The sequence below is a fragment of the Sulfitobacter sp. JL08 genome, assembly GCF_003352045.1.
In the GTDB taxonomy this organism is placed as follows: Bacteria; Pseudomonadota; Alphaproteobacteria; order Rhodobacterales; family Rhodobacteraceae; genus JL08.
Window position 1 is genome coordinate 3,639,624 of sequence record NZ_CP025815.1, and the last position, 17,194, is coordinate 3,656,817.

The 17,194-nt window shown below is 57.6% G+C and carries 17 protein-coding genes; 13 read left to right on the forward strand and 4 right to left on the reverse strand.

Translation table 11 applies throughout. The features are described from left to right. Positions 1 to 378: 378 nt before the first annotated feature. Both C1J05_RS17910 and C1J05_RS17915 read left to right on the forward strand, forming a co-directional pair. Complete coding sequence (locus C1J05_RS17910; RefSeq protein WP_114871441.1) at positions 379 to 1,062, forward strand: glutathione S-transferase; 684 nt, start codon at positions 379 to 381, stop codon at positions 1,060 to 1,062. A gap of 73 nt (positions 1,063 to 1,135) precedes the next feature. Beyond that, positions 1,136 to 2,653, forward strand: a complete 1,518-nt coding sequence (locus tag C1J05_RS17915) for a YifB family Mg chelatase-like AAA ATPase (protein WP_114871442.1) — start codon at positions 1,136 to 1,138, stop codon at positions 2,651 to 2,653. Positions 2,654 to 2,665: 12 nt separating this feature from the next. On the opposite strand, the gene gshB is transcribed toward C1J05_RS17915, so the two are convergent. From gshB to rsmI, 3 genes are all read right to left on the reverse strand, one after another. Next, positions 2,666 to 3,604 carry a glutathione synthase gene (gene gshB / locus C1J05_RS17920; protein WP_114871443.1) on the reverse strand — a complete coding sequence of 313 codons (939 nt, stop codon included), beginning with the start codon at positions 3,602 to 3,604 and terminating at the stop codon, positions 2,666 to 2,668. 73 nt (positions 3,605 to 3,677) lie between these two features. After that, the gene (locus C1J05_RS17925; RefSeq protein ID WP_114872427.1) at positions 3,678 to 4,034 is read right to left on the reverse strand and encodes a YraN family protein; all 357 of its coding nucleotides are present in this window, start codon (positions 4,032 to 4,034) and stop codon (positions 3,678 to 3,680) included. 5 nt (positions 4,035 to 4,039) lie between these two features. Further along, a complete protein-coding gene (rsmI, locus tag C1J05_RS17930; RefSeq protein ID WP_114871444.1) occupies positions 4,040 to 4,903 on the reverse strand; it encodes a 16S rRNA (cytidine(1402)-2'-O)-methyltransferase in 864 nt (287 codons plus the stop codon). An 89-nt stretch (positions 4,904 to 4,992) separates the two neighbouring features. On the opposite strand from rsmI, the gene C1J05_RS17935 reads away from it, so the two are divergent. Genes C1J05_RS17935 through murJ form a run of 3 tightly spaced genes read left to right on the forward strand, consistent with a single transcriptional unit; the run spans position 4,993 to position 10,515 of the window. Next, on the forward strand, positions 4,993 to 6,168 hold the full coding sequence (locus C1J05_RS17935; protein ID WP_433990448.1) for a penicillin-binding protein activator: 1,176 nt from the start codon (positions 4,993 to 4,995) through the stop codon (positions 6,166 to 6,168). Positions 6,169 to 6,187: 19 nt separating this feature from the next. After that, positions 6,188 to 8,977, forward strand: coding sequence for a [protein-PII] uridylyltransferase (locus tag C1J05_RS17940; protein WP_254684808.1), 2,790 nt, complete (start codon positions 6,188 to 6,190; stop codon positions 8,975 to 8,977). Then, the gene (gene murJ / locus C1J05_RS17945; protein WP_114871447.1) at positions 8,974 to 10,515 is read left to right on the forward strand and encodes a murein biosynthesis integral membrane protein MurJ; all 1,542 of its coding nucleotides are present in this window, start codon (positions 8,974 to 8,976) and stop codon (positions 10,513 to 10,515) included. Before C1J05_RS17940 ends, murJ begins: the two co-directional genes overlap by 4 nt. Here murJ and C1J05_RS17950 read toward each other — a convergent pair. After that, positions 10,512 to 11,222, reverse strand: coding sequence for a rhomboid family intramembrane serine protease (locus tag C1J05_RS17950; RefSeq protein WP_114871448.1), 711 nt, complete (start codon positions 11,220 to 11,222; stop codon positions 10,512 to 10,514). The two genes, murJ and C1J05_RS17950, sit on opposite strands and share 4 nt — an antisense overlap. A gap of 74 nt (positions 11,223 to 11,296) precedes the next feature. Between C1J05_RS17950 and trpS the strand changes: the two genes are divergently transcribed. The 8 genes from trpS to C1J05_RS17990 all read left to right on the forward strand — a co-directional run bounded on the left by trpS (position 11,297) and on the right by C1J05_RS17990 (position 17,193). Further along, positions 11,297 to 12,316: a tryptophan--tRNA ligase gene (gene trpS / locus C1J05_RS17955; protein ID WP_114871449.1), complete on the forward strand. Its 1,020-nt coding sequence runs from the start codon at positions 11,297 to 11,299 to the stop codon at positions 12,314 to 12,316. Between the two features lie 100 nt (positions 12,317 to 12,416). Next, positions 12,417 to 12,902: a VOC family protein gene (locus C1J05_RS17960; protein ID WP_114871450.1), complete on the forward strand. Its 486-nt coding sequence runs from the start codon at positions 12,417 to 12,419 to the stop codon at positions 12,900 to 12,902. A 59-nt stretch (positions 12,903 to 12,961) separates the two neighbouring features. Next, positions 12,962 to 13,816 carry a branched-chain amino acid aminotransferase gene (locus C1J05_RS17965; RefSeq protein ID WP_114871451.1) on the forward strand — a complete coding sequence of 285 codons (855 nt, stop codon included), beginning with the start codon at positions 12,962 to 12,964 and terminating at the stop codon, positions 13,814 to 13,816. An 86-nt stretch (positions 13,817 to 13,902) separates the two neighbouring features. Further along, on the forward strand, positions 13,903 to 14,358 hold the full coding sequence (locus C1J05_RS17970) for a universal stress protein (protein ID WP_114871452.1): 456 nt from the start codon (positions 13,903 to 13,905) through the stop codon (positions 14,356 to 14,358). Positions 14,359 to 14,444: 86 nt separating this feature from the next. Further along, positions 14,445 to 15,008: a NifU family protein gene (locus C1J05_RS17975; RefSeq protein ID WP_114871453.1), complete on the forward strand. Its 564-nt coding sequence runs from the start codon at positions 14,445 to 14,447 to the stop codon at positions 15,006 to 15,008. Continuing rightward, entirely contained in the window at positions 14,998 to 15,618 is a 621-nt protein-coding gene (gene tsaB / locus C1J05_RS17980) for a tRNA (adenosine(37)-N6)-threonylcarbamoyltransferase complex dimerization subunit type 1 TsaB (protein WP_114871454.1), read from the forward strand. The genes C1J05_RS17975 and tsaB overlap by 11 nt, the downstream gene beginning before the upstream one ends. 29 nt (positions 15,619 to 15,647) lie before the next feature. Then, positions 15,648 to 16,040: a GNAT family N-acetyltransferase gene (locus C1J05_RS17985; RefSeq protein ID WP_254684642.1), complete on the forward strand. Its 393-nt coding sequence runs from the start codon at positions 15,648 to 15,650 to the stop codon at positions 16,038 to 16,040. 157 nt (positions 16,041 to 16,197) lie between these two features. Continuing rightward, positions 16,198 to 17,193, forward strand: coding sequence for a BMP family lipoprotein (locus tag C1J05_RS17990; protein WP_114871456.1), 996 nt, complete (start codon positions 16,198 to 16,200; stop codon positions 17,191 to 17,193). Position 17,194: the final 1 nt, after the last annotated feature.

Sequence of the window (17,194 nt, forward strand, 5' to 3'; positions counted from 1 at the left end):
GCTAAAAAGCTGTGTTATAAATGCACGCTCTTGCGTGGACAACACACAAGGGATATGGTATGCGCCTGTCGCAGTCGAGCGGGATGAACTCGTGGATCCGTGGGTAATCGATGCGCTCCCTTTCACCCATCCGAGGCTCTGGACCGTATGACACATAAAGAGAACCCCGGTCGCTACCACGGCCGGGGGTTTTCTCTGACTGGGCAACACCCGCGGCAGGCCCAAGGTTGGTGACACAGCGTTGCCACAGGGCAACAGAAATCCGCAAACCGTCATGAAAATAAGGGCTCTATTCACCGCGTGAAAATCACATACCGTGATCCAAGGGCGCACATTTCTTCGTTTTTCCGGTCATCCGTTTCGCTTTAGCATCGTGTCATGACATATGATCTTTTCATCGGTGACCGGTTGTTTTCAAGCTGGTCTTTGCGCGGCTGGCTGTTGCTGAAGAAATTCGGCCTGCCCCACAACACCCATCTGGTTGGCCTTTATTCCGGCACCATGGCGCAGGATCTTGCCCCTTTGGCCCCTGCGCGTCTGGTCCCCGTCCTCAGAACACCGCAGGGCGATGTGGTTGGTGAAACCATGGCCATTGTCGAAACACTGGCCGAACGTCACCCGGATGCAGGCCATTGGCCGACCGAGGAAAGCGCGCGTATCCTGGCAAGATGGATGTGCGCGGAAATGGCGTCGGGGTTCAGCGCCTTGCGCAGCACCTGCCCGATGCAGTTGCAAATGTGTCATGTGGGCTATGAACCCGCGCCGGATGTGCTGGCGGATCTGGACAGGATCGAAACCCTTTGGAATTTGGCGCGCAGGCGGCATGGCAAAAGCGGGCCGTGGCTGTTCGGGGCATACACCGCTGCCGACGCATTTTTTGCGCCTGTCGCGGCGCGCATAATAGGGTACGGACTGCCCATCAGCGAAGACGCCAGAACCTACTGCATGCAAACCATAGGCGACCCCGCCTTTGTTGCGTGGCGCAAACAGGCGCTTGAGATCAGCTATGATCCGTTTCCCTACCCACAGGATGTGCCCAACACCCCGTGGCCGGTCAGCTGACCCCATTTGTTAACCATTCCTAAACCAACAACAGGCTACCCATTAACCCTTGGGAAACCTAAAGGGGTCAGGTGTGATTACGCGCGCCTACACGGTTGCATTTCAGGGGATCGAAGCGCGTCTGGTTGAAGTGCAATGCGCGGTGACACCGGGATTGCCGGCATTCGCCATCGTCGGCCTGCCGGACAAGGCCGTATCAGAGGCACGCGACCGTGTGCGCACCGCTCTCAGTTCCATGGCGATCGCGCTGCCCTCAAAACGCATCACTATCAACCTGTCCCCGGCCGACTTGCCCAAGGAAGGCAGCCATTTCGATTTGCCCATTGCGCTGGCTCTTCTGGCGGCTCTGGATATTGTCCCGCGCGATTCCATAGAAGGTACAATCGCACTGGGCGAGCTTTCGCTTGACGGATCGCTGATCCCTGTTTTGGGGGCATTGCCAGCGGCGATGGCCGCGGCAGAAGAAAACCGCGGACTGTTATGTCCCAAGGCGTGCGGGGCGGAAGCGGCCTGGGTAGGCAACACGCAAGTGATCGGCGCGGCCAGCCTTGCGGATGTCGTGCGCCATTATTTAGGCCAGAACCCGATCGCCCCGTCAGAACCGGGCGTTGTCACGGCCACACATCACGCCCGCGACCTGCGCGATGTCAAAGGACAGGAACGTGCCAAACGGGCGCTTGAAATCGCGGCTGCGGGGCGCCACCATCTGATTTTTGTTGGCACGCCCGGATCCGGGAAATCCATGCTGGCGGCCAGAATTCCGGGGATTCTGCCGCCTTTGCGTCCTTCCGAAGCTCTTGAAACATCAATGATTCATTCGCTCAGCGGGCTTTTGGATGAAGGCGGCATTTCACGGGCACGGCCGTTTCGTGAACCGCACCACACGGCGTCTATGGCGGCCATTGTCGGCGGTGGGCGTGGCGCGAAACCGGGTGAAATTTCCCTGGCGCATAACGGCGTTCTGTTCATGGACGAGTTTCCCGAATTTCCGCGTGCCGTTCTGGAAACACTGCGCCAGCCGATCGAAACAGGCGAGGTTATCGTCGCCCGGGCCAATGCGCATGTCAGATACCCTTGCAAATTCATGCTGGTTGCCGCGGCCAACCCCTGCAAATGCGGGTATCTGACCGATCCCGCACGCGCATGCGCCCGCGTCCCCCAATGCGGAGAAGACTATATGGGGCGCATTTCCGGCCCCCTGATGGACAGGTTCGATCTGCGCGTGGACGTTCCCCCCGTTGCATTTACCGATCTGGATTTACCAGCGAGCGGCGACACGTCCAAAGACGTTGCAGGCAGGGTGGCGATGGCCCGTCAGAGACAGAATGAACGCTATGCGGATTTTCCGGATGTCAGCGAAAATTCCGACGCCGAGGGTGATCTTCTGGAACAGGTGGCAACACCCGACAAAGAGGGAAAAACGCTTTTGATCCAGGCTGCCGAACGGTTTGGCTTGTCCGCACGCGGCTATCATCGCGTTTTGCGTGTCGCGCGGACCATCGCCGATCTGGACGGGGATGATCACGTATCGCGCACCCACATCGCCGAGGCGATCAGTTTCCGGCTGAATGACGCAGTGCAATCACCCTGAAACGGTGCCCCGTCAGCCTTTGCAACGCGCTTCGATCGCATCCCAGATCTTGCCCGCGATATTGACCCCGTCAAAGCGCTCAAGCTCCTGAATGCCGGTGGGAGACGTCACGTTAATCTCGGTCAGGTAATCACCGATCACATCGATCCCGACGAAAACCTGCCCCTTTTCACGCAACAGCGGGCCAATGCGCGCGCAGATTTCGCGATCCCGCTCGCTCAGGCCGATTTTCTCAGGACGTCCACCCACATGCATGTTGGATCTGGTTTCGCCCTCGGCAGGGACGCGATTGATGGCGCCGACAGGTTCGCCATCGACAAGGATGACACGTTTGTCCCCATTGCGAACATCCGGCAGAAATTTCTGCACGATCAGCGGTTCACGCGAGAAACCGGTGAACAATTCGTGCAGCGATGTCAGGTTCCTGTCATTGGCGTCCAGGCGGAAAACACCCGCGCCGCCATTACCGTAAAGCGGTTTTAGAATGACATCTCCATGACGCGCCTTGAACGCCTTTATCGTTTCAAGGTCACGCGCAATTGTCGTCGGCGGTGTCAGATCCGGAAAATCGAGAACCAAAAGCTTTTCGGGATAGTTGCGCACCCAAAACGGGTCGTTCACCACCAGCGTCTTGGGCGCCAGCCGGTCCAGAAGATGGGTGGACGTGATGTAGTGCATGTCAAAAGGCGGATCCTGACGCAGCCAGACAGCATCGAATTCCGACAGATCCACTTCGCGAACCGGACCAAGATGCGCATGATCCCCCTGAACGCGTTGCACAGTCAGGTCGTGCCCGCGCGCCGTGATCCTGCCCTCCTGATAGGCAAGATGATCGGGTTCGTAATAAAACAGGCTGTGGCCACGCGATTGCGCCTCTTCTGCCAGACGGAACGAACTGTCGGCATTGATATCGACCGCACCGATCGGATCCATTTGAAAAGCGATTTTCATGACATAACCCCATGTGACCTTTTGCGATACATGGCGCAGCCGGAACGCCGGCGCAATGGGCGATCACATCAGCTTACATATGGACAAACGCGTTTTCGATCACCTGAACCATTCCCGCATGATCGACCAGCGCAACATCAAAACGCGCCTCTGTCAGGCTGCCCGAAGGCTTTGACCCCAAAAAATCCGCCGCCGAATTCCGGATACGCTCTATCTGGAGCGGCGAAACCCGTTCGGCAGCCCGCGCGAATGATTTTGAGGTTTTGACTTCAACAAAAATAACCATCGCACCATCGCGCACTATCAGATCGATTTCACCACCCCGTCCGCGCCATCGTCTGTGCGCAATGATGCAGCCGCGGTTTTCGTACACGCGCGCCACCATGTTTTCCGCAGCGACACCGGCATGATAAGCCCGCTGGCCCGTGATCGAATTCAACCGTCGTCCTTTCCCAGTTTCAACGCCAACTGGTACATTTTGCGCCGCGGCAGGTTGTGCGCTTGCGAAACCAGATCTGCGGCATCTTTGACCGACATAGAGGTTAATGCCTGTCTAAGCGCCGATTCTACGTCCATTTCGCTAACAGTTTCCGAACGTTGCCGGTCTATCACCACGACAATTTCACCTTTCAGGGTCGTTCCAGCGATTTCTGCGGCCAGTTCACCAAGGGTGCCACGTTTGACTTCCTCGAATTTCTTGGTCAGTTCCCGACAGATTGCCGCCTTGCGGTCATCGCCCAGAACCGTCGCCGCATCGGCCAACATCGCCGCAACACGTTTGGGTGATTCGTAAAACACAAGCGTTCCCGGTATCTCGCGCAATGATTCAAGGGCGGTCCGTCGCGCACCGCCCGCGTTTGGCAGGAACCCGGCAAAAAAGAATGCGTCAGTCGGCAATCCGGCCAGCGCCAGGGCAGACAGAACGGCAGACGCACCGGGCGCAATGGTGACCAGATACCCTTCGCCTTGTGCCGCCCGTGCCAGATCCAACCCCGGATCGGCAATCAGGGGCATGCCGGCTTCGGATGCGTAGGCCACGGATTTACCCTGTTCAAGATAGTGCAAAAGCTTTGGGCGCACCGCCGAACCGTTATGATCGTGATAGGCCAGCAGCGGGCGATCCCCCAATGGCACGCCGTGAATATCCATCAGACGCCGCATGCTGCGCGTGTCTTCTGCCGCGATCACATCGGCGGACGCCAATATATCCAGCGCACGCAATGTAATGTCCCGCGCCGTCCCGATCGGCGTCGCCACAAAGTAGACACCCGGTGCCAATCTGACCTTTTGGTGATTCAACGCTGGACCCGCCTTTCGTGACGTCTATTATCCCTGCAACGTCAAAGGGCGGGCTGTCGCCGTCCGGTCAGGGAGTATCGCTTGTGTCCATTTTTGCTGTTTTAACCCCCGCCCGCAAGCTTGGCTTGCGCATGTTCGCTGTCTTGGGCCTTTTGGCACTCGCTGCGTGTGACGGGGTTCCGTCCAGCAATCTTGGTGGTCCATCGATCAACCCGACTACGCCGGTTCCTGTGGCGCTGCTGGTTCCGCGCGGATCAGGGCAATCCGGTGATGATGTTCTTGCGCAAAGCCTTGAAAATGCTGCGCGATTGGCGATCAGCGATCTGCAGGGTGTGGAAATCGATCTGCGTGTCTACAACACCGCAGGCAACGCTGACATCGCCGCCAGTCAGGCAACGCAGGCCGTTGCGGATGGTGCCAAGATTATTCTGGGCCCGGTCTATGGCGCATCCGCGAACGCGGTGGGACTTGCCGTGGCGAACAAGGGTGTGAACGTCTTGTCATTCTCCAACAATGCCTCGATCGCGGGCGGCAACGTTTTTGTGCTGGGACCAACCTTTCAGAACACGGCCAACCGACTCGCGCAATTTGCCGCCGGACAGGGAAAATCGCGCATCGTTGTGGTCCATTCGCAAGATGTTGCCGGTGAACAAGGCAAGGCCGCGATCGAAAATGCGGTTCGACGCAGCGGCGCGTCTGTCGTGGCCTCGGTTCCCTATCAGTTATCGCAACAGGGCGTGGTTGCGGCCGTCCCGGAAATCCGCGCGGCCGTTGGGTCTTCGGGTGCGGATGCCATGTTTACCACGGCAACAACGGCGTCCGCCCTTCCCCTGCTGACACAATTACTGCCGGAAGCTGGCGTTGATCCGGCACAGACACAGTTTATCGGCCTGACCCGCTGGGATATTCCGTCGCAAACCCTTGAACTGCCCGGTGTGCAGAACGGATGGTTTGCACTGCCCGACCCCGGTCGAAGCGCGGCCTTCCAGTCGCGGTATCAGGTGGCTTACGGGGCGGCACCGCATCCCATTGGCGGTCTGGCCTATGACGGCATCGCCGCAATCGGGGCCTTGGTGGGAAGTGGCAATGCAAACGCGCTGACGGGCGGCGCTTTGACCCAACCGGCAGGGTTTCAGGGCGTGAATGGCATTTTCCGCCTGCTGCCCGATGGCACAAACGAACGTGGAATGGCGGTGGCAACGATCCGTGACCGGCAGGTTGTGGTGATCGACTCTGCGCCGGGCAGCTTTGGCGCCGGGTTCTGATCTGAACCGCAAAGCATCCATTTCGACTCTCGCGCCTGAATCGGTTCCCGACCGGCCTAAAGCCGCGCGTGAACTGATTTGTCCACCAGACCATATCTTTGATGCGACAGCGTTCGTGAACCAAATAGACGCCATCGCGCAAGAGGTCGACGCGCCGATGGAGTTGCGCGCCCGGACGGTTTCATTGTTGAAAAAGATCAATGCCGAAGGCCGTGCCGCCATTGCTGCCGCATTCAAGGAACGTCCGTTTGCCGCGCGGGAAACAACATCGGCCTATACCTATTTGACCGATGGCCTTGTCACGTCGGCGCTTTATGTCGCTCACAAGCACCTGCACCCGTTGCCGAACCCCACCAAAGGTCAACATATTTCTGTCATCGCTGTTGGGGGCTACGGGCGGGGTGAAATGGCCCCCTATTCCGATGTCGACCTACTGTTTCTGGCCCCGTACAAAACGACCGCCTGGGCCGAAAGCATCATTGAATCGATGCTTTACATCCTTTGGGATCTGAAGCTGAAAGTGGGCCACGCCAGCCGCACAATCAAAGACTGCATACGTTTGGGCCGCGAAGATTTCACCATCCGCACTGCGATGCTGGAACACCGGTTCATTGCGGGCGACGCCGATCTTGCCGCCGATCTGGATGCACGTCTGAAAAACGATCTGTTCAAGGGAACAGGCCGCGAATTCATCGAAGCCAAGCTGGAAGAACGCGACAACCGCCATATCAAACAGGGCGGTCAGCGCTATGTTGTCGAGCCCAATGTAAAGGAGGGCAAAGGCGGGTTGCGCGATCTGCAATCCCTGTTCTGGATTGCAAAATACATCCACGGCGTTCAGGACGCGGCCGATCTGGTGCCCCTCAATGTTTTTACACAAGCCGAGTTTGAAACATTCATCAAAGCCGAGGATTTCCTGTGGGCCGTCCGATCACATCTGCATCTGATCACGGGCCGGGCGACAGATCAGTTGACGTTTGATCTGCAGGTGCAGGTCGCGCAGGCCATGGGGTATAAAGATACGGTCGGGCGGCGCGGTGTCGAAATCTTTATGCAGGATTTTTTCCGTCACGCCACCGCGGTCGGTGACCTGACGCGTATTTTCCTGACCAAACTGGAAGCGATGCACGCCAAGGCCGAGCCTTTGCTGGAACGAATTTTCCGGCGCCGGCCGAAACTGAAACCCGGCTATGTCGAAATCCACAACCGCATCGGAATCGCGAACGAAAAGACGTTTCTGACCGACAAACTGAACCTGTTGCGCCTGTTCGAGGAAGCATTGCGCACCGGCATGCTGATCCATCCAGATGCCATGAGGCTGGTTACCGCGCATCTTGATCTGATTGATGACGACATGCGTTCCAGACCGGAAGCACAACGCATTTTTCTGGATTTGATGCTGAAACACGGCAATCCGGAACGGGCATTGCGCCGGATGAACGAATTGGGGGTTCTGTCGGCATTTATCCCGGAATTCGAACCGATTGTCGCGATGATGCAGTTCAACATGTATCACCACTATACCGTCGATGAACATATCATTCAGTGCATCGCAAATCTGGCACAGATCGAAAAAGGCGAATTGGTCGAAGAATTGCCGGTAGCCTCGGGCATTCTGAAACGCGGGATCAATCGCAAGGTGATGTATGTGGCGTTGCTGCTGCATGATATCGGCAAGGGGCGTTCCGAAGACCATTCCATTCTGGGCGCACAGATCGCGCGCAAGGTCGCACCGCGTCTGGGGCTGAACAAATCGGATTCCGAAACGGTGGAATGGTTGGTGCGCTATCATCTTTTGATGTCGGATATGGCGCAAAAACGCGATATCGCCGATCCCGCCACCATCCGCGATTTTGCGAAAGCGGTGCAAACGGTCAAACGTCTTGATCTGCTGACGGTTCTGACTGTCTGCGATATTCGCGGCGTCGGGCCCGGCACGTGGAACAACTGGAAGGCCGCGCTGATACGCGCACTTTACCGGCAGACCAGACGCGCGCTGGAAACCGGGCTGGAAGATCTGAACCGCGAAAACCGCGGCACCGAAGCCAAGAAACTGTTGCGCGCCGCGCTGCCCGAATGGTCGCGCAAGGAATTGCAGACCGAAACATCCCGCCACTATCCGCCTTACTGGCAGGGCCTGCATGTGACGGCCCATGTTGTTTTCGCAAATCTGCTGCGGGATCTGGGCGAAAATGAAATCCGGATTGATCTGCATCCTGACGAAGACCGAGATGCGACCCGCGCCTGCATGGTCATGCAGGACCATCCCGGCATCTTTGCGCGACTGGCCGGAGCGCTTGCGCTGGTTGGCGCAAATGTGGTGGATGCGCGCAGTTATACGTCCAAGGACGGATATGTGACCGATGTGTTCTGGCTTCAGGATGCCGATGGCCACCCTTACGAAGCCTCGCGCCTGCCACGGTTGAAACAGATGATCGAAAAGACCTTGCAAGGCAAGGTTGTCGCCACCGAAGCGTTGAAATCCCGTGATAAAATCAAAAAGCGTGAACGGGCCTTCAATGTGCCCACCCACATTACCTTTGATAACGAAGGATCAGACATTTACACGATCATCGAGGTCGACACCCGTGACCGCCCCGGATTGCTGTACGATCTGGCCCGCACGCTTGCCGCATCGAATGTCTACATTGCAAACGCGCTGATTGCGACCTATGGCGAACAGGTCGTTGATACGTTTTACGTCAAGGATATGTTCGGGCTGAAATACTACTCGGCCAGCAAACAGAAAACGCTGGAAAACAAACTGCGCGCGGCCATCAAGGAAGGCGCCGAAAGGGCAAGCACATGAAACCTATCCGACTGGTGTCGGGGTTTTTGACGGTCGGAATGTGGACAATGCTAAGCCGGGTGCTGGGCTTTGTACGCGACGCGATGATATTGGCCTATCTGGGCACAGGGCCGCTGTACGAAGCCTATGTTGTTGCCTTTCGCCTGCCCAACATGTTCCGACGTTTCTTTGCCGAAGGCGCGTTCAACATGGCCTTTGTGCCGATGTTTGCGAAAAAACTGGAAGGCGATGAAGACCCCCAGAGATTTGCGCGCGATGCATTTGCCGGTTTGGCGTCGGTTCTGATTGTTCTGACATTGCTGGCCCAGCTGGCAATGCCATGGCTGATCTTTGTTCTGGCAAGCGGGTTCGTCGGGCAGGAACAATTTGATCTGTCTGTGGAATTTGGCCGCATTGCTTTCCCGTACATCTTGTTCATCTCGCTGGCCGCTTTGCTGTCGGGCGTGCTGAACGCGACGGGGCGATTTGCCGCCGCTGCGGCAGCCCCGGTTCTGTTGAACGTGTTGCTGGTGTCGGGCATGGCCGCCGCCGCATGGATCGGCGGCGACGTGGCACGCACCCTGATCTGGATGATCCCGATTGCCGGCCTTGCGCAAATGGCGCTGGTCTGGGTTGCGGCTTCGCGGGCAGGGTTTTCGATCAAACCGGAATGGCCGCGCATGACGCCGGAACTGTCAAAGCTGGTGCGCATCGCCATTCCGGCCGCGCTGGCGGGCGGGGTGGTGCAGATCAACCTGCTGGTCGGGCAGCAGGTTGCATCCTATTTCGACAAGGCTGTTGGCTGGCTTTACGCTGCGGATCGTCTTTATCAATTGCCTTTGGGCGTTGTGGGGATCGCTGTCGGCATTGTTTTGTTGCCGGATCTGTCCCGCCGGTTGAAGGCAAAGGACGATGACGGCGCGCGCGATGCGTTTTCACGCGCCAGCGAAATCGCTTTGGGCCTGACGATCCCGTCTGCGGTTGCGCTGATCGTGATCCCGCTTCCTTTGGTATCGGTTCTGTTCCAGCGTGGCGCGGCAACGGCGGATGACAGTGCAGCCATTGCCGTCGCGGTCACGATCTATGGTCTGGGCCTGCCCGCCTTTGTTTTGCAAAAAATCCTGCAACCGCTTTTTTTCGCCCGTGAAGATACGCAATCCCCGTTCCGGTATGCGGTAATTGCGATGGTGATCAATGCGGCTGTCGCGCTTGGACTGGCGCCTGTAATTGGCTGGATTGCACCCGCCATCGCAACAACGCTTGCGGCTTGGGCCATGGTTGCCTTTTTGGGGGTCGGTGCCCGCCGCATGGGCACGGTCGCGCGGTTTGATGCGCGGTTTCATCGCCGCATCTGGCGGATTGTGGCAGCTTCACTTTTGATGGGGGCAGTGCTTTGGATCAGCTCGGTGTCTTTGTCGCCATTTCTGGGAATGGCCGGATGGCGCTATCTGGCCCTGTTCATCTTGGTCAGCATCGGAATTCTGAGTTATTTCGGACTGGGCCAGTTGCTGGGCGCCTTCCGCCTTTCGGAAATGCGCGCAACACTGCGCCGTGGTTAAGGCCCGCTGTTTTCACCGCGCAGCCGCCGCAACCATCGCGTCAATGTGCCCGGCACCATAACGCTAGACAACGCAAACCCCGTGGCAAATCCGGCCAGATCCGCCACCCAGTCTTTCTGCGCGCCAAACAGCAACCCGAACAACAACTGGAACGCCATCAGAAACGCGATCAGTGTAAAGGCCCGTTCCTGCCGCGCGCCCACGGACGACAATTTGCGCCACAACAGATAGGTGAACCCGCCGATCAGGCCATAGACACTGGGAAAGCCACCGATCAACGGCACCGGATCATCCAGAAACACGGCATAGGCCAGCGCCCCGACCGCGCCGGATACCAGAAACATGATCAGGGTCGCCAATCCGCCAAACGCTTCGCCGACGACCTTGCCCATCGCCAGCAGAATGACACCGACAAACAGGGCATGCGTAAAGCCCGTGCTGATGAACGAATAGCTGAAAAACCGGATCAGGTGTTCTGGTGGCCAGCGGTTGTTTTCGACCATCCAGTCGAATACCGGGCCCGAAAACGCAAACCTCTGGATCGTTTCCAGACGCCATCCGACAGCTTGCGGGCCACCCATAAGCCCTTCGGCCCCCAGAACCATGACGCATTCGATTCCGATAATGATCATGAACAGGGCCAGCACAACCGGCGGCAACGGATTGACCGGATTGGCGTTGGGATCGATGTCTTGACCGTGGATCATGCCTGCTCTCCTTGACGGGGCCTGACCGCATGGGTAAGCGAGGCGAGCCCAATAATCCAGCCGGAGATGACCAGATGACCGCCCCTGCCTTTTCCCCCCGCGTTTTTTCAGGGATTCAGCCGTCGGGCGATTTGCATCTGGGCAATTATCTTGGCGCGCTGAAGCGTTTTGTAGAAACCCAGAATCAGGGCGTTGAAACGGTGTTTTGCATGGTCGATCTGCACGCGATCACCGTGTGGCAAAACCCACAAGACCTGAAACGCAGCACACGCGAATTGTGCGCCGGGTTTATCGCCTCCGGCATCGATCCGGAAAAATCCATTCTGATCAACCAAAGCCAGGTGCCCGAACATGCGCAACTGGCGTGGATTTTCAATTGCGTGGCCCGCATGGGTTGGATGGGCCGGATGACCCAATGGAAAGACAAGGCAGGCAAAAACGCAGAAAACGCATCGCTCGGGCTGTTTGCCTACCCGGCGCTGATGGCCGCGGACATTCTGATTTACCATGCAACACATGTGCCTGTGGGCGAAGACCAGAAACAGCATCTGGAGCTGACGCGCGATATTGCCGCGAAATTCAACCATGATTACGGCGTTGATTTCTTTCCCATCACCGAACCTGTGATCGAAGGGGCCGCAACGCGGGTCATGTCGCTGCGCGACGGGTCCAAGAAAATGTCAAAGTCGGACCCGTCCGATGCCAGCCGCATCAACATGACCGACAGCGCCGACGACATTGCCAAGAAAATTCGCAAGGCGAAAACCGATCCCGATGCATTGCCATCCGAAATTGACGGACTGAAAGACCGCCCCGAAGCCCGCAATCTGGTCAATATCTACGCCGCTTTGGCGGAAAAAACTGTCGAAGACGTTTTGCGCGAGGTTGGCGGACAACAGTTTGGCGCGTTCAAGCCGATGCTGGCGGATCTGGCAGTATCGAAAATGGCGCCGATTTCATCCGAAATGGCTCGATTGATGGCTGACCCGGCTGAGATTGATCGCATTCTGGGTGTCGGTGCGGAGCGCGCGCGCGAGATTACGGCCCCGATCTTGCGCAAAACATATGAAATCGTCGGCATGGTTGGTGCCTGATAGAACCAGGCCTGCATATTTGAACAGATAGCCTGCACCATTGGGGGTTTGCGGGCCTGTCTGAATACCCCATTCTCTGTGCAACCCGAAAGGAGCGCACATGAGCCGAAAAACCCACTCCGAAACCCGCGTTGGACATGTTCATCTGAAAGTGTCCGATCTTGACGCCGCCATTGCGTTCTATCGCGATGTTCTGGGATTTGACGTGACCCAGCGCTATGGCGATCAGGCCGCCTTTCTGTCGGCTGGCGGCTATCACCATCACATCGGGCTGAACACGTGGCACAGCCGTGGCGGGCCGGCGCCGGCGGCCAATACGACAGGGCTTTATCATGTCGCGTTCCTTTATCCCGACAGGGCCGCCTTGGGCGCGGCGATCAAAGCGGTGCAGGAGGCGGGCATCACGCTGGACGGCGCGGCAGATCACGGTGTCAGTGAAGCGGTCTATCTGCACGATCCCGATGGCAACGGCATAGAACTATACCGCGACAGACCGGAAGCCGAATGGCCGCGCCAGGCAAACGGCACGCTGGCGATGGTCAATGCGCCGCTGGATGTACAAGCATTGGTCGGCGAGGCCAATTAAGGTCTGGACGTCTGACCTAAAACTGCCCTAGGCTTTGCAGGTCAAGGGGAGGATACAACATGGCAACGGGCAGCAATATCAGAACCTACTTTGAAGGTGCCTGGCATGACGGGGATGTGCCCATCATGAATGCAGCCGACCACGGATCGTGGCTGGGCAGCACAGTGTTTGACGGCGCCCGTTTTTTCGAAGGTCTATCTCCTGATCTTGATCTTCACTGCGCCCGCGTGAACCGGTCAGCCGCGGCCTTGATGCTGGCACCGACCGTCGAAACTGACGAAATGGTCGCGATTATTCACGAGGGCCTCAAGCGATTTGCACCGGACGCGGCCGTTTACATCCGCCCGATGTATTGGGGCATTGACGGGGACATTACGGCAATTGTTCCATCGCAGGACAAAACCGGTTTTGCGATCTGTCTGGAAGAAATACCAATGCCGCCCGCAGATCATTCGACCACGCTGACACGCACCCGCTTTCGACGCCCCGTACTGGAAGACAGCGTTGTAAATGCAAAAGCGGGCTGTCTTTATCCCAACAACGCGCGGATGCTAAAGGAAGCGCGTGCCAAAGGTTTTGGCAACGCTTTGGTGGCAGATGCGATGGGCAATGTGGCCGAAACCGCAACGGCGAACGTGTTCATGGTCAAGGACGGTGAGGTTTTCACCCCCATTGGCAACGGCACGTTCCTGTCCGGCATTACCCGCGCCCGCCACATCAAAAATATGCAGGCAGACGGAATGCGGGTGCATGAAAGCGTTCTGAGTTTTGAAGATTTCCACGACGCCGATGAAGTTTTCCTGTCGGGCAATATGGCCAAGGTCACACCTGTAAAAGCCTTTGATGACACGCAATATCAGGTAGGGCCGGTGGCACGGAAAGTTCGGGAAATGTATTGGGACTGGGCCGCGTAAGAACGCTGACCGCCGGCTTTACCGCAAAAGCCAATTGCCACGATCACTAAGTCACGCCATGATCACCCCGGTTAGGGAGCAATCAAATGCGCAAATTTCTGGTGGTATTGGACGACAGCCGCGAATGTCTGAATGCGATGCGTTTTGCCGCAATGCGGTCGGCGCATACCGGGGGCGGCGTACAAATTCTGTCTGTTATCCCGCCTGACGAATTCAACCACTGGATCGGCGTCGGCGAAGTGATGCGCGAAGAGGCCCGCGAACGTATTCACGCCCATTTCGAAGTGTTCGCCAAATGGATGCGGGACAAACAGGGGATTGATCCCGAACTGGTCATTCGCGAAGGCCAGCCCGTCAAGGAAATCATCGCCCAGATTACGGAAGACAAGGAAATCGGGGTTTTGGTTTTGGGGGCCAGCACCGACAACAAGGGGCCCGGCCCGATCATCACGCAACTGATGAAGAATGCAGGTTCCCTGCCCATTCCCGTAACGATCGTTCCGGGTGATCTGTCCAAGGAAAAGCTGGAAGCGATCACCTGAAACCCCCGCTTTAGAATCGTTCCAAACCTTGACTTTCGCCTTGCGCAGACGCATATCCGTAGCTCAGCCCAACCGGAGATGCACACATGTTCATTCAAACTGAATCGACCCCAAACCCCGCGACTTTGAAGTTTCTTCCCGGGCAATCCGTGATGGAAATGGGCACTGCGGATTTTCCATCGGCCGATACGGCTGACAAATCGCCATTGGCCACGCGCATTTTCGCAGTTGGTGGCGTAACAGGCGTGTTCTTCGGGCTTGATTTCGTCACGGTGACAAAATCGGACGACACCGAATGGGACCATATCAAACCCGCCATTCTGGGCGCGATCATGGAACACTATCAGTCCGGTCAGCCGGTTATGAACGACGGTCATGAACCCGCATCGGGCCATGCCGAACATAACGGCGAAAACGGCGAGATTGTATCCCAGATCAAGGAATTGCTGGACAGCCGGGTGCGCCCCGCCGTTGCACAGGACGGCGGCGATATTACCTTTCACGGGTTTGATCGCGGCGTGGTTTACCTTCATATGCAGGGGGCATGCGCAGGCTGTCCGTCTTCTACGCTGACGTTGAAAATGGGCATCGAAAACCTGCTGCGCCACTATATTCCCGAAGTGACCGAGGTACGACCCGTTGCCGTTTGATCAGCCACTGATTCTCGGGTTTGACACATCGGCCGCGCATTGCGCGGCCGTTTTACTGTCTGGCGACCGGATTATTGCGGGCCTTGCAGAAGACATGTCCAAAGGTCAGGCAGAACGGCTGGTACCACTTTTGCAGGAAGTACTGGCAAAGGCAGGCGCAAGCTGGAACGATCTGAATGCTTTGGGTGTCGGGATCGGACCAGGAAATTTCACCGGTATCCGCATTTCGGTAGCGACAGCGCGCGGGCTGGCCATGGGGCTAGACATTGCTGCGGTCGGGGTTTCCGGGTTCGAGGCATTGGCATTCGGCACCACACGCCCGTTCGCGGCACTGATCGATGCACCACGTGCACAGGTTTACAGGCAGGATTATCTGGAAGACGAATGTCTGGCACCGCGGTTACAACTGCGCTTGGATGCAGATGCGGAAACGGCACATGCGGGCCTCGCCACACCGGCGCCGCTGCCTCCTTTGGTGCTGGCCGAACGGATTGCCCGTATCGCTGCAACCAGATGGCAAACCGAAAGCGCTCCGCCTGCCCCACTGTATATGAGGCCTGCGGATGCCGCAACTGCGCGCGACGCACCGCCGGTCATTCTGGCCTCGTGATCCGCATGGTCACACCTTCGCATCTGGCCATGCTTCACCGTGCAGCGTTTACACAAGACCGTGCATGGGACGCAGACGAATTCGCGAACCTGCTGGCCACACCGCACTGTCATGTGATTGCCGAAAGCAACGGATTTGCCTTGATCCGTGTGATCGCAGACGAGGCCGAATTGCTGACAATCGCAGTTCACCCCGAACATCGCCGCGCCGGGCTTGGAAAGTCGTTGTTGATCCGATCCATGGCCAAAGCCACCGAACTGGGCGCATTTGAACTGTTCCTGGAAGTGGCGGCAGACAATGCCGGTGCGCTGGCTTTGTACCACAGCACTGGTTTTGCACAGGTCGGCCTGCGCCCCGGCTATTATGCGCGCGCAGGGGTCGGCCCTGTCGATGCTCTTTTGTTGTCGCGCCCCTTGCCGTAAGGTTTTCCGCATTACCGCCAGAAACACAGTTAAAAAGCAGTTGACCCTTGGCGGGCACTGCGGCCTTATTTGGCGGTGCAAAACGACACCTGAAAACAAACAGGGGCGCCGGAATGGTAAATGGCCGCCTCGTCACAAAACAACTGGGAGACACAGAATGACACTTATGAAATCCCTTATGGGCGCGGCCGCAGGGCTTGCCCTGACGGCGGGCGCGGCTTTGGCCGAACCAGCGTTGATTTTCGATCTTGGCGGCAAGTTTGACAAATCGTTCAACGAAGCAGCCTTTGGCGGGGCACAGCGCTGGGCCGAAGAAACCGGCGAATCCTTCCGTGAAATCGAGCTGCAATCCGAAGCGCAGCGCGAACAGGCCCTGCGCCGGTTTGCCGAAAGCGGATCAAACCCGATCGTAATGGCCGGGTTTGCATTCGCGGATGCGCTGGGACAGGTCGCCGCAGACTATCCTGACACATCATTTGTCATCATCGATATGGTGGTTGACGCCCCCAACGTCCGTTCGGTTGTTTTTAACGAACATGAAGGATCCTATCTGGTTGGCATGATGGCGGCGCAAGCCTCGGAATCCAACACCGTCGGTTTCATCGGCGGCATGGATATTCCGCTGATCCGGAAATTCGCTTGCGGCTATGCTCAGGGTGTAAAGGCTGCAAACCCAGATGCCACCGTGATTGCCAATATGACCGGCACAACACCTTCGGCCTGGAATGATCCGGTAAAGGGCTCTGAACTGACCAAGGCACAGATCAGTCAGGGCGCGGATGTGGTCTATGCGGCGGCGGGCGGCACCGGTGTTGGTGTTCTGCAAACCGCAGCAGATGAAGGCATTCTGTCGATCGGCGTGGACAGCAACCAGAACCATCTGCACCCCGGCAAGGTTCTGACCTCGATGATGAAGCGGGTCGACAATGCGGTTTACAACGCGTTCAAGGATGGCCCCGGATTGGAAGCCGGATTCAATGTCATGGGCATCGCCAATGGCGGCGTGGGTTACGCAATGGATGAAAACAACGCATCCCTTGTCACCGACGAGATGAAAGCATCGGTTGAAGCGGCAGCGGCCAAGATCGCCAGCGGCGAGTTGAGCGTGCATGACTATATGTCTGACGACAGCTGCCCGGACCTGAGCTTCTGAG

Bases quoted from the DNA above. Each gene is read 5' to 3' on its own strand.
- C1J05_RS17910 (WP_114871441.1), top strand. From the start codon at position 379: ATGACATATGATCTTTTCATCGGTGACCGGTTGTTTTCAAGCTGGTCT.
- gshB (WP_114871443.1), bottom strand. From the start codon at position 3,604: ATGAAAATCGCTTTTCAAATGGATCCGATCGGTGCGGTCGATATCAAT.
- murJ (WP_114871447.1), top strand. From the start codon at position 8,974: ATGAAACCTATCCGACTGGTGTCGGGGTTTTTGACGGTCGGAATGTGG.
- C1J05_RS17950 (WP_114871448.1), bottom strand. From the start codon at position 11,222: ATGATCCACGGTCAAGACATCGATCCCAACGCCAATCCGGTCAATCCG.
- trpS (WP_114871449.1), top strand. From the start codon at position 11,297: ATGACCGCCCCTGCCTTTTCCCCCCGCGTTTTTTCAGGGATTCAGCCG.
- C1J05_RS17960 (WP_114871450.1), top strand. From the start codon at position 12,417: ATGAGCCGAAAAACCCACTCCGAAACCCGCGTTGGACATGTTCATCTG.
- C1J05_RS17965 (WP_114871451.1), top strand. From the start codon at position 12,962: ATGGCAACGGGCAGCAATATCAGAACCTACTTTGAAGGTGCCTGGCAT.
- C1J05_RS17970 (WP_114871452.1), top strand. From the start codon at position 13,903: ATGCGCAAATTTCTGGTGGTATTGGACGACAGCCGCGAATGTCTGAAT.
- C1J05_RS17975 (WP_114871453.1), top strand. From the start codon at position 14,445: ATGTTCATTCAAACTGAATCGACCCCAAACCCCGCGACTTTGAAGTTT.
- C1J05_RS17985 (WP_254684642.1), top strand. From the start codon at position 15,648: ATGCTTCACCGTGCAGCGTTTACACAAGACCGTGCATGGGACGCAGAC.
- C1J05_RS17990 (WP_114871456.1), top strand. From the start codon at position 16,198: ATGACACTTATGAAATCCCTTATGGGCGCGGCCGCAGGGCTTGCCCTG.